12 protein-coding genes are annotated in these 11,889 nt (G+C 33.0%); 7 read left to right on the top strand and 5 right to left on the bottom strand.

Going from position 1 to position 11,889, the window contains the following annotated elements; all coding sequences use genetic code 11:
* Positions 1–440 precede the first annotated feature (440 nt).
* The 4 genes from AC1DKZ_RS31955 (at position 441) to AC1DKZ_RS31940 (ending at position 4,391) form a co-directional block, all read left to right on the top strand.
* Positions 441–575: a hypothetical protein gene (locus tag AC1DKZ_RS31955; RefSeq protein ID WP_265324006.1), complete on the top strand. Its 135-nt coding sequence runs from the start codon at positions 441–443 to the stop codon at positions 573–575.
* An 846-nt stretch (positions 576–1,421) separates the two neighbouring features.
* Positions 1,422–1,655 carry a hemolysin XhlA family protein gene (locus tag AC1DKZ_RS31950; protein ID WP_144511805.1) on the top strand — a complete coding sequence of 78 codons (234 nt, stop codon included), beginning with the start codon at positions 1,422–1,424 and terminating at the stop codon, positions 1,653–1,655.
* 386 nt (positions 1,656–2,041) lie between these two features.
* Entirely contained in the window at positions 2,042–3,508 is a 1,467-nt protein-coding gene (locus AC1DKZ_RS31945; protein WP_476997898.1) for a plasmid recombination protein, read from the top strand.
* A 220-nt stretch (positions 3,509–3,728) separates the two neighbouring features.
* Entirely contained in the window at positions 3,729–4,391 is a 663-nt protein-coding gene (locus AC1DKZ_RS31940) for a MarR family transcriptional regulator (RefSeq protein ID WP_113770321.1), read from the top strand.
* A 665-nt stretch (positions 4,392–5,056) separates the two neighbouring features.
* On the opposite strand, the gene AC1DKZ_RS31935 is transcribed toward AC1DKZ_RS31940, so the two are convergent.
* Positions 5,057–6,394, bottom strand: a complete 1,338-nt coding sequence (locus tag AC1DKZ_RS31935) for an FAD-binding oxidoreductase (RefSeq protein WP_476997897.1) — start codon at positions 6,392–6,394, stop codon at positions 5,057–5,059.
* Positions 6,395–7,002: 608 nt separating this feature from the next.
* Between AC1DKZ_RS31935 and AC1DKZ_RS31930 the strand changes: the two genes are divergently transcribed.
* Positions 7,003–7,641: a helix-turn-helix domain-containing protein gene (locus AC1DKZ_RS31930; protein ID WP_476997896.1), complete on the top strand. Its 639-nt coding sequence runs from the start codon at positions 7,003–7,005 to the stop codon at positions 7,639–7,641.
* A gap of 318 nt (positions 7,642–7,959) precedes the next feature.
* Here the strand turns inward: AC1DKZ_RS31930 and AC1DKZ_RS31925 are convergent, their stop codons facing one another.
* Positions 7,960–8,124, bottom strand: a complete 165-nt coding sequence (locus AC1DKZ_RS31925) for a gamma-type small acid-soluble spore protein (RefSeq protein ID WP_476997895.1) — start codon at positions 8,122–8,124, stop codon at positions 7,960–7,962.
* 287 nt (positions 8,125–8,411) lie between these two features.
* Here AC1DKZ_RS31925 and AC1DKZ_RS31920 point away from each other — a divergent pair, with 287 nt between their 5' ends.
* Positions 8,412–8,828: a DUF1259 domain-containing protein gene (locus AC1DKZ_RS31920; RefSeq protein ID WP_476997894.1), complete on the top strand. Its 417-nt coding sequence runs from the start codon at positions 8,412–8,414 to the stop codon at positions 8,826–8,828.
* A 371-nt stretch (positions 8,829–9,199) separates the two neighbouring features.
* Here the strand turns inward: AC1DKZ_RS31920 and AC1DKZ_RS31915 are convergent, their stop codons facing one another.
* Positions 9,200–9,550: a hypothetical protein gene (locus AC1DKZ_RS31915; protein ID WP_476997893.1), complete on the bottom strand. Its 351-nt coding sequence runs from the start codon at positions 9,548–9,550 to the stop codon at positions 9,200–9,202.
* A 309-nt stretch (positions 9,551–9,859) separates the two neighbouring features.
* Between AC1DKZ_RS31915 and AC1DKZ_RS31910 the strand changes: the two genes are divergently transcribed.
* Entirely contained in the window at positions 9,860–9,985 is a 126-nt protein-coding gene (locus AC1DKZ_RS31910; protein WP_002169341.1) for a YjcZ family sporulation protein, read from the top strand.
* Positions 9,986–10,241: 256 nt separating this feature from the next.
* Here the strand turns inward: AC1DKZ_RS31910 and AC1DKZ_RS31905 are convergent, their stop codons facing one another.
* Positions 10,242–10,523 (bottom strand): DUF4440 domain-containing protein, encoded by a 282-nt coding sequence (locus AC1DKZ_RS31905; RefSeq protein ID WP_476997892.1) that lies wholly within the window; start codon positions 10,521–10,523, stop codon positions 10,242–10,244.
* Between the two features lie 297 nt (positions 10,524–10,820).
* Positions 10,821–11,393 carry a tyrosine-type recombinase/integrase gene (locus AC1DKZ_RS31900; protein WP_476997891.1) on the bottom strand — a complete coding sequence of 191 codons (573 nt, stop codon included), beginning with the start codon at positions 11,391–11,393 and terminating at the stop codon, positions 10,821–10,823.
* Between the last annotated feature and the right edge of the window lie 496 nt (positions 11,394–11,889).

Genomic DNA, 11,889 nt, shown 5'->3' with positions numbered 1-11,889 from the left:
TACATAAATGCTTTTAAAAGTTCTTGAACTAATGGAAGTGCTCCACCTACAAATTTTAAAACTGCCATTGCGATTGCCATATTATTTCCTCCTCTTTTTTTCGTATTAAGGTATGATAATTTTTATAAATAATTGCGGAATAATGAACTTACATAAATGCTTTTAAAAGTTCTCCTACTAATGGAAGCACTCCACCTACAAATTTTAAAACTGCCATTGCGATTGTCATATTATTTCCTCCTCTGTTGTTGATGCTAAGATGTGATTTATCTTTATGCTTTCATTATAGTAAGCGCTTACATTTTTATCAATACATTCTTATATGCAATATTGCATATTTATATATTTAGACAAAAATTAGACCTCTATTAGTCATTCCTTAATGGTATCATATCGAGGTGAGAGTCTTTAAGGGTTCTCCTTAATAGGAGGAAACGGATATGGAAAGAGTGCAAGCGATTATTGACAGTAATCTGAAACTCAAGAGCTGGGGTAAACAGGTACTAGCTGTAGGCGGAATGTTAGGGTTCTGCTACTTTGTATTATATGTTTTATGTTTCTTATTTGTTATGTAAATATATACAACTATACTAGTGAAGCCTTACCTACAGAGGTAAGGCTCTTTTGTTGTATCTGAGGTGAATTTTTTTGGAGGTACTCCAAAATATTGGGTTGATGGGCATGTGGTTCTACTTCTATCACTGAAAGTAAACTAATATTCAAAAGTTTACATTCATTTTTCAATGTGAATATCTAAAAGTTTTAACAGTTTGATAACATGATAGTTAAACAAATTAATGAAGAACAATGAATTAATATAATATTTTATAAAGATAGATTATCGAAATTTCTGCGTAATATTAAAGTAATTTCTAAAAAAACATTTATACTAAGCCATAAAAAAATAATTATAAAAAGAAAATCAATAATTATTATTAAATAGTTTTTTGACTCTCTTTTTATTTCTGTATTTAGTGCTGAAATAAAATTTATTTTTAATAAAATTAAGACCGAAAAAAATAATAAATTGAATAAAAAAATATCCATTATGAGACCCCTTTGTATGTTTTGGTAATAAATTACACTTATTATCAAATGTACAAAATTTTTCGTTAAGGAGTAAGTCCAGATAGATAAAAGTTTACTTTCAATCAGAAAAGGTTAGCTTCTTTAATATAGCTTCACTTGAACCATAGATCTCACACCTAAAAACAAGGAGGGACTGAAAAAATGTGTTTTTACTAGATGCATATTAAAAAAGATAAGCATAAATTATATTACGTTTTGGTAGAATCCTCTTATCTTTGAATAGGACTTAAATCTTAATAATAGATTTGAGTCCTATTTTTTATATCATCATTCTCTAATTACCATATACATATAATGTATTTAAAATTAATTTTAAAGGAGAAATGTGTTATATGACAAAATTGGAGGAACTAGAAAAAGATTTTAATCAAATGAATCTAGATTTAAAAGCTATACAACACGATGTGAAAAATTTAGAAGCAAGAATACTAGTAGCTGAAAAGGATGTTTTAACTATTAATAAACAATTAGATAAAATCAGTGCAAATACTACATGGATTTTACGATTGATCATAAGCGGATTGTTAACAGGAGTACTTGGTGTATTAGCTAAAAACCTGTTATAGGAAAAAAGAGTGTTGGTCAATCAAAACGGACCTAGCGAAGCAAAGGGAGTATTTGACTTGACCAACTGTACTACACCCGAACCCTCTTGGCACTGAACAAACTACTGTTTGTTCCTGCCAACCGGCGAGGGAGCCCCTCAAGGATTGAGGGGTTGGGGAGTTCGATTGATGGGGTCTGGGGAAAAATTCCCCAGTGGGTTTGGGCAAGGCCCAAGGTGTGTTTTTGTCATGCTAGGCATGGCTCGGCGGAGCCGAAAAGCGTCGCAGACCCCTATCTATTTTGATGCAAAGCGTCAAAATACGTATAGGGTTACGTTAATTGACATCATTTCGTCGCTTTGCTAGACTGATGGTATCAACTAATCTAGGGAAAGTGGTGGCACTTTATGTTGGGTTCTATCTCATTTAATCAATCCCACCAAAGTTCATTGAGTCATAATAACAGAGAAAATATTCATGGAAATCCTGGGATTGATCCAGCCAGGTTACATGAGAATATTTACTTTGTTCAAAAGGATATCCGAAGTGTATACAAGGATGTCTTTCAAGAAGCAGTGGACAAGTATAACGAGAAACAAAAACGGAATGACCGTAAGATTGATGACTACTATGACAAAATACATACAGACGATAAGACACATGAGCAACGAGAACTAGTCGTGGCGATTGGGGAAGGTAAAGACGACTCGAAATATAGGGAAGCCAAAAAGGAAGCGTTAAAACAGTATGCAGAGGCGTTTCAAGAGCGAAATCTTAATCTAGCGGTTTATAACATGGTTTTACATGATGATGAAGCGAATCCGCATTTACATATTAACTATGTACCAAATTTCGAAAGTAGTCGAGGATTAACGAGGCGTGTCGGAATGGATAAAGCTTTGCAGCAACAAGGTGTAGAGGGAACGGGAAGAAAGTTAATTGCACATTGGAGAGAATTAGAAACGGCCTATATTGAGAAATTAGCGAAAGAACACATTCCAAATTTTGAACGTGCCAATGTAGGTTCACATAAATACATGAAAGTCCGTCAATACAAGGAATATGCAGAAACAAAATCAATTGTTGAGAATCAAGTACAAGAAAAAGAGATGCAGTTACAAACGATTGACCATAACTTAAAAAATGTTGAAGAGAAAACAAACGAATTACAAGTAGTGAAAAAGAGTTTGGAAAGCGATGTCGTTGATACGTACAAAGAATTAGAGGTAGTGAAACAACAAGTAGAGAGTGAAAGTGAAAAGCTACAGCTAATTGGCCAGTGTCATATAGAGTTAGAAAAAAGAGTAGAACAAATGCAAAAAGAATTAGATAGTGTTACGGATCAAGTACCCAATGAGCCTGTTAAAATTCCATTTTTACGTAAAGAAGTAGTAGTAGAAGTACAGGATAAAATGTTTGGAAAAGCTGAAATCAAGAAGAAACAGACAAGAAATTATGTGTTATCACCAGAACAATATCAAGAATTAACAAAGCAAGTGAATGCAGCGGTTACTATCAAAAAGGATTATGAGCGTTTGAAAAAAACAGATTTTGTGAAAGAGAATGAGAGTTTAAAAGCGCATGTAGAGGGATGGATGAAAGAAAATCGAACGTTGAAACAAGAAAAAAGTAAGTTGCAAAAAGAAGTTGGTGTATTAAATAAAGAAATTAGCTCATTAAAAGCTCATATAAAGGGTTTACAGACGAATATAAGAGTTTTGTATGTACAAACGAAAAAAGTTTTTAAAGAGCAATTTAAGGCGTTTAGAGGGATTATTAAAAATGACTTGGATAGTAAGGGAATAGATAATCAATTTGAACGCGAGCATAAAAAAGAAATGAATAGACATCGTGGATTGGACATGGAGCGGTAAAATAGTAAGGAAACTTTCTTTTTATCTTTAAGGTTATTGAAAACGTGATAGAATGAAAAAAAGAGCCATGCGGTAACATGACTCTTTTCATAGGGTATTCTACGAAAATACCTAAACTTCACTTATCTGATTATAGATTATCATAATTTGATTTATAATCAAATAGCAAAAAATAGGTGTTTTTGTTGATTCCCTCAATTAAGGAGGAATTAACCTAGATATGACAAAGAAAATTATTGATTTCGGACAAGCTGAAAAAAAGGCAAAAGAAAGAGATAGTAAGATTAATAGCATTTATGAAAAACTTGAAGGTAGTGGTGGACTTTCTGAAGAAGAAAGAGTCATTATGCTACAAGTATTAAGTAAAATGTCTGGTGGGGAAGAGTATTTTATAGGGAAAAAGAAAAAACCTACAGATCGGGTGAGATTTGTGCAGATAATTACTGATAATATTAATTATTTATGTAAAATTGGATATCTGACAAATGCTGAAAAAGCTTTTTTAATTGACTTAATACCATACATAGAATTTAAAACTAATATTTTAGTTGAATGTTCAGATGAAGATTCAGATGAAATAGATGCAGATGCAGCTACACCGAGTTATTTAGCAAAAAAGTTAGGAAAAGGTAGAAGTAATCTTTCTGTTTTAATGAATGGGTTATTAGAAAAGGGAATTTTAGCAGTTGCAGAATCAGGAATGACAACTGATGATGGACGTATTTGTAGTTCTCGTACATGGTTTGTGAATCCTAATATTCTATGTTGTTCTCCTAAAGATGGGGTAGATAAGGCTACTATGAAGATTTTTAAGAAGTCTCTTAGAAACTTTAAAGTAGATGGAGATAAGAAAAAACATAATTTACCGATTTATTTATTTTAGATGTCACTATTGACATCTTCTTTTTTTGTTGTTTTTCCATTTTTTAGGTGTACCTTTTTTCGAACACCTGTGTTCGAATTTTCGAACACCCCCCCCCTCTCAAAACCTTGCTATTACTGAGTTTCTTCACTTTGCTCTTCTCACTCTTATATATAGGGCTAAAAGTTCCGCAAGGAACGGGTTGTATTTTTGAGAAAACCACTCAAAAATCTCCACCCTCAATATCAAAAAGTTGGTTCGTTTATTCTCACCTAAAGGCTATCGCCTTTTCTTTTTGATATTGTCCTTGCAAAACTTTTTTCGGCTCGTGTGCTTTTCTCGCCAAGCCGACAGACAAAAAGCAAAGCAATGGTTCTCGACTTGGACTAGCAAGTATACGAGCCGAACCGCCTAGATCATTCGTCCTAAAATAGTTCTTATTCAAAAATAGATACGTAATACGTGGGGTTTCGCCCCCACACGACGAGCCAGCACTCTAGCCAAAAAGCAAATTTTAAACCAAAAGACTAGAATAAAACCATAAAAAACAATAAGCTGTCCATGTGGACAGCTTATTTACATAATTTTCGTTATCGGTAATAAAAAAGGATCTTTGATACAGAAGATCCTTTTTTATTTGTCAATACGCAGGGGTCTTATTTTGTTTTACAAAACGAAGAAACGATTTAACAAAATGGTGGGATACTCTGTGGATGATGAAATACATTTTCGGGATCATATTTTGTTTTTACTTTTTGAAGTCTTTTAAAGTTTGATCTCCAATAGGCGTCTCCAAAATGTTTGATACTTTCGTCTGGAACGTTAACATAGGAACCAACTGTATATGGTTTTAACAGCTTACGCACTTTTTCGACTGATGCAAGACTACTAGCTTCTTCTGATGGATCAACCCAAGTAGCATTCCATTCCGTGTAAAACAGTGGAGTGCGCCAATAGAAGGCTGTTTCGTCTTTCGGTACGTTTCTAATGGCACCTCCCCAATTTTGAAAATAGAATTCGGATTCTGTTCCTGGTGCTTTTTCTAAAAATTGTTTCATGACCGTAATTGGTTTTTCTGTCCAAAGGTTGTTACTCCAAGATGAAGAGAATTTAAAATTTTGATCTGCAAAGGGTGGTTCCGGAGGATCGAGGAAATCGATACACTCTGGATATGAAAGTGTTTTTATAACTATTTCTGTTGGTGTACCAGCACATAGTAAAGGTGCTAAAATTTGTTTCAACTCAGAAGTGGAACCCAAGAAAAGTCCAGTTGCATGACACAGTCCATTTACTTTGCTGAGAATCTCAAGTATGCACCCTAATCGTTCGTCTACAAACGGCATCAAATTTTGCCAAGCTTTAAATACCGTTTCCAATTGCTCCCATGGCCAAACAATATTAAAGACCGTCGCGGTTTTGGGGGCGGGATGAACTTTAAACGTGTATTCGGTATTATATCCAAAGGTACCGCCACCGCCGCCTCTAGAGGCCCAAAATAAGTCCTCATTGTGAGATGAATTTGCGCGATGAATTTTTCCTTTTGCATCCACCATCTCTAGTTCGAGGAGGTTATCGGATATTAAACCAATTGACCGTGAGAGTACTCCAAATCCGCCGCCAGTTGTAATTCCACCAATCCCAACGGTTGGACTATCTCCAAATACCGCCATGAAACCTTCTTGGGCTAATTTTTTTACAAGAGGGCCCACGCGAATTCCCGGTTGAACGGTAGCAATTCCCTTTTTCTTATCTAAGTGAACTTTATTCATATCGCTCGTATCAATAACAAGTCCACCCTTTACAACGGAGAACTCCTTATCTAGAGCATGGCGGCCACTTCTGACACGCAGTGGTACACAATTCTCACGAGCCCATTTAATGGCATTACTTACATCGCATGCATTTTGCGCAAAAACAAAGACAAGAGGAAAGACATTAACATAAGGGTTCCAATTCTTAATTGCTTCTTTATAGCCGGGGTCCCCTTTGAAGATTACTCGTCCTGTTAACTTTGTTGATCCCATATATTCAACTCCTAATAAATATTTTTGTAGATTATATATTGTATGTAGTATTCAGCTTGCGGAGTGGACAAATCGTATCCTAAAAGATGATTGGTTTTCCTAATGAAAGGGGGGGAATTGGTATATTAGGTTATTCAAAAAGGTACCTATTGTTCAGGTTTATTTAAAAACTTTAGGTATGACTGGTGGAATATGTAGCGATGAATCATAGAATGTGTTTTATTGTATGCGATATACAATACCAGTTAACATAACGCATTATTATCGGTAGCAAATTTTTTCGTAGAATCCTTGTTTTTACTAGGTTTCTTCTTTCTATGTCTAGTTATCTCTTATACATAATTTTATACATGGTTGATATAGCGAGGATTCGAGGGATCCTTGCTATTTTCTTTTCCCTTTTTTTTGTATAAAATCTTGTATAAATTTGATTATGATTGTTTTAAATCATAGTGTATGTTGATGTTTAAAAAAGACGAGTATATGCTTAATTTGTCTGAAATTTTTTGTGTATTCTTGTTTATTTTTTGTTATGTTTATTTTAAGTGTTATTTATTTATATTATATCGCCGATATATCGCTTATAAAAATAGAAAGAGGTGGTAGCGATGGCCGATACGGGTGATACAAAAGTTGAATTGTTAGAGGGAATCCCTAGGGAATTAAAAAGTCATGATATTGCTAAAACATTTGGAATTGCTGAAAGTACAGTTAGGAAGTATGCCCAATCCCTTGAAAAAGCAGGGTATGTTTTTCGGAAAAATGAAAACAATACAAGGATTTTTACTGATATAGATGAGTTAACATTTAGAGATTTGATTCAAGCTAGAAAAGAAGCTGGAGTAAACCTTGATATGGCAGCTTCCGTAGCAGTGATACGAAGACAGAAGCAAGAATCACCGATACAGAGCGTGCAACCTTTGATAAATAAGGAATCAGAGAGTAATTTAATTCCGCACAAAATGCAATATGAGATTCAAAAATTAGCAAATTCGTTTCAAAAGCAAATAGAACAAATTGAAGAACAAAATCAAATGATAATTTCTAAGTTGCAAGCATCTGAAGAAACTGAAATTGAAATAAAAAAACAGTTGTTGGAATCTCAAAAAAGAGAAAAAGAAAAAGATCAACAAATTGAAGATATGCAAAAAATGATTGAATATATTGCAAAACGAGATACAGTTTTTGATAAAAAAATCGAAGAAATTTATCAAGAAGCTAAAAAACCTTGGTGGAAGAGATGGTAAGATACAGAGTTTAATACTTGGTTGTATTTTATTCTTTTTAATAAGTTGTTTAGAATAATAGAAAGATAAAAAAGCTCATCCCTTATGAAAAAAGAGATGGGCTTTTTTGTTTGCTATCGATAATGAGACGTTATGTTAACTAAAATTGTATACCATATACAGCTTAAAAACAGAAAAAAACTACCTTTTCCCAGTTAAAAGAAGTAGTTTTTTTCTATTACGTAATTGGGTTTCATGAATGATGCCTTATCGCATCTTGGATAGTTTGCTCAAAGGATATTTCCCACGATTATGGAAAATATCCTTTATTTGTTAAGTTTATTGTTGGCTAGATTGTTGGTTCTTTTTAGCTTCTGCTTGAGCATTTTGTTGTTTTACTGCTTGTACATCTGTTTCACTAGCAAATTCTGTTCCAAATTTGTTAGATGCAGATGCAACATTTGTTCCTACAGAAGTTTTGTTTGGTTGTTTGTTATTATTCATTACAATCACCTCCATAAAAATTAATGTTCCCAATAGGATCGTAACTATCCCAAAAAGTTTTTAACGAATATACAATTACTAATAATAGGACGTTATGTTAACCTCATATGAATTGGGTATACATCCTTATTCCTTCGTTTCTCGCTTTATCCTATATATTTGCATGCCAAGTGTGTTTATATCATATATTGATATAAGTAACCATACATACCCTGTCTGTATGATATATAAATCAATACTTCAAGTAGTACAGCACTCTATTATAGTGAGAAAGGAACATCAGATTTATGAACAACCTTAACATCCTTTGTGAACAATTTGCTAAAATTTTTAATGGGAAAAGCAACATAAATCAGGGTGTTTGTTCTGTATCTTTGCGTCGTAATATCAAAGTGTTTGTTCAAGGACGACCAAGCATCTCTGTGATACCAGTCGGTATATCTTTTGAATCGTTAGATCAAAATGGTAATGCGTTAAACTTTGGAGAAATTGCTATTTTACAAGAAGAAATTCCTTTATTTATGCAATCAATTGTTCAACAGGGGATTATTGTTAGTGCTTTACATAATCATTGGTTATATATGAAACCATTGATTATGTATATTCATATCCAATCTGTTGAACCACCATTAAATTTCGCAAAAAAATTGGCAAATTCTTTTTCAGTTTTAAGTAGTTATCCAATTGCTGATAATGAGAGTTAATGTTAAATAAATCATATTTATTCACTTCCTATATCGGAAATTATGTAAATACGAAACCCCTTTAGCCAAGTAAACTGAAGGGGTTTTTCTAGATACATTGAATGCCGATAAGTGGGGTTATGTTAATTGGAATATTTCAGATTGTTGAAGAGTATATTTGAAAAATGGGTTTAGGTTGATGATTTTATAAAATAAAAGAAGGCGTTCCATATTTGGAATGCCTTTTCTTGATGTTTTGTTGCTAATGTGGGTTGTTAAGTTATTTCAATTTGATTACGTGCTGTTTATCTTGCAACAACAAGAACTGGGTGGGGTATCATTTGTCCCTAATATATTTGAGATGGCATACCAGAATAAGGTATCATTTGTCCCTAATACATTTGAGATGGCATACCAGAATAAGGCATCATTTGTCCTGAATACATTTGAGATGGCATACCAGAATAAGGCATCATTTGTCCTGAATGCATTTGAGATGGCATACCAGAATAAGGCATCATTTGTCCTGAATGCATTTGAGATGGCATACCGGAATAAGGCATCATTTGTCCTGAATGCATTTGAGATGGCATACCAGAATAAGGCATCATTTGTCCTGAATGCATTTGAGATGGCATACCAGAATAAGGCATCATTTGTCCTGAATACATTTGAGATGGCATACCGGAATAAGGCATCATTTGTCCTGAATACATTTGAGATGGCATACTAGAATAAGGCATTGTTTGTTTTACCTCCTTTTATAAAAGAGTAGTCATCTAACCAATATATATTGTATGAAACGAGTAAGCATGTTGTAACCACCTATAATTTCGTTTATCGGGTACGGTAACGATTACTTCTGTTTAGGAGTCATAGATAAAAATTGAGACTTATTTTGTTATTGATAATGATGATTATGTGAATAAAAAGTCCCTTCAGAAGATCTGAAGGGACCTGCTCATTCTGTTCATAAAAACATAAAATAATATGAATCCATTAAAATAATAACGTACCCATTGTTCTATCTCCTAATTGAAGGAGGAAAAAATATGAGTTTTGGCGGTTCTTGTGGTGGCTTTGGCGGCGGATTTGCTTTATTAATCGTTCTGTTCATCCTGTTAATCATTATCGGATGTAGTTGTTGGGGCGGCGGCGGTGGCGGATTCGGATATTGAAAAAAGCAGGCGCTCATTTGAGTGTCTTTTTTAAAATTTTACATACTATATCTGATTGATAAAACTAATCTCAGACGTTCCTAGATAGTACTACTGATAAGTGGTGTTATGTAAACTTAAAAGAGGTGAGAAATTGGTGTTGGAATTTATTTGTGTATATTTTCGTTGAAATATGGGTGGTAGATCTGTATGAAATATATAATGTGCTTAGTGAAATAAAACAATGAGTATAGTTTCTAATCCTAAGTAGTTACCCTTAATACATTTTTGTTTCTTGATGAAAAAACAACTTCCAATTATTATCTCTTTTTCCCCAAATAGAACTACGTATAGTTTTTATTCCTTTTGTTTCATTAAATATTTTGTAGATGGTTAATACACATTTAGATGATAATACATGTATATCAACACCCAAAATTAGTAAGTTTTCTGTTGTTAGTGAGTGATCATCTGCTAGTATTTTTGATAATTCTTCTGCGGAAACTCGTGCATTTGTTTTAAGATGGCTATTTGTTTTTTTTAGATTTTTATTTTTCATATAAAACATCTCCTAAAGGGAAACTGTGTTATTTAAAAATTTAGTTCTTTTTGTTTGTATTATCATTAAATAGGGTTATGTTAATTTCAAAAACGGGAGTAGCCCCCGAGATAGTATCGGGAGCTACAGAGGAATACCATGACATAAACCTTGAATTACTTTTAAATACTTTTATGAGGGGTTTATAACTTCAAAGTTGCCTTAGGTAAAAATAATTTGCTTAATACAAAAATACACTTATTTCCTTTTTAAGTCAATACAATTAAATATTTATCAAGATTAATCATGATAGTTAAATTAAATACAAAAGATATCTAGAATATTGTCTTTTTCTTCTTTGTTGATACCAATATATTTTAATGTTATCTGGGGTGTACTATGATTGAGTATTTCTTGCAGCATGGCTACATCTTTTGTTTGCTTATAGAACCAATAACCGAAGGTTTTGCGCATGGTGTGGGTACCAATGGACTCTATACCGGCAAAATCTCCGGCTTTTTGTAATTGTCGATAAGCCTGGATCTTACTAATTGGTTGATCTCCTTTTCGTGAAGGGAATAACCAGATACTTTCTAGTGTTTTGGCATATGAATAGACTTCATCAAAAATAGAAGTAAGGTTAATCATGCGTTCTTTTTTTGTTTTGCCTTCTTTGATTTTAAATTCTTTTCTTTTTTTTCGTTTTAGTTTTACTATGGTTTGTATTTCAAGTTGAAGTAAATCACTAATACGTAATCCGGTATGAATGCCGATCAGAAAGAGAATATAGTCTCGTTCGGAGCAATGACGTTTAAGAGCCCACTTCATATCTTCGATCTGTTCTTTGCTACGGATAGGTTGGACATCGATGAGATGTGGTTTTTTGTTCATGGTTTTTGACCTCTTTATTTATAGTGTTTTGAATGTATACTTTTTATATGTATTATGAGGATATCAGAAAATTTGGCGTGAAGTCAATATTCATGGGGAAATGAATGTAAACTAATATTTAAAAGTTTACATTCGTATTTATAATAAATAAAAAGCACTTTTTAATGTTTTAAAAGTGCTTTAACTTGATGTTGATGTGACGGAACCTCAGTATGTAGAAATTTAAAAAAGCCCCTTCATAATGTTAAAGGGACTTTGCTCACACAAATGATCTGCACATCAATTCATTTTTGATATACAGATCATTTGTATGATAATTTTTATAAATAATTGCGGAATAATGAACTTACATAAATGCTTTTAAAAGTTCTTGAACTAATGGAAGTGCTCCACCTACAAATTTTAAAACTGCCATTGCGATTGCCATATTATTTCCTCCTCTTTTTTTCGTATTAAGGTATGATAATTTTTATAAATAATTGCGGAATAATGAACT

This window comes from Bacillus sp. 05T21, from assembly GCF_056396785.1.
Note: the sequence above shows the minus strand (reverse complement) of the source record. Positions and strands in the feature narration are given on the sequence as shown.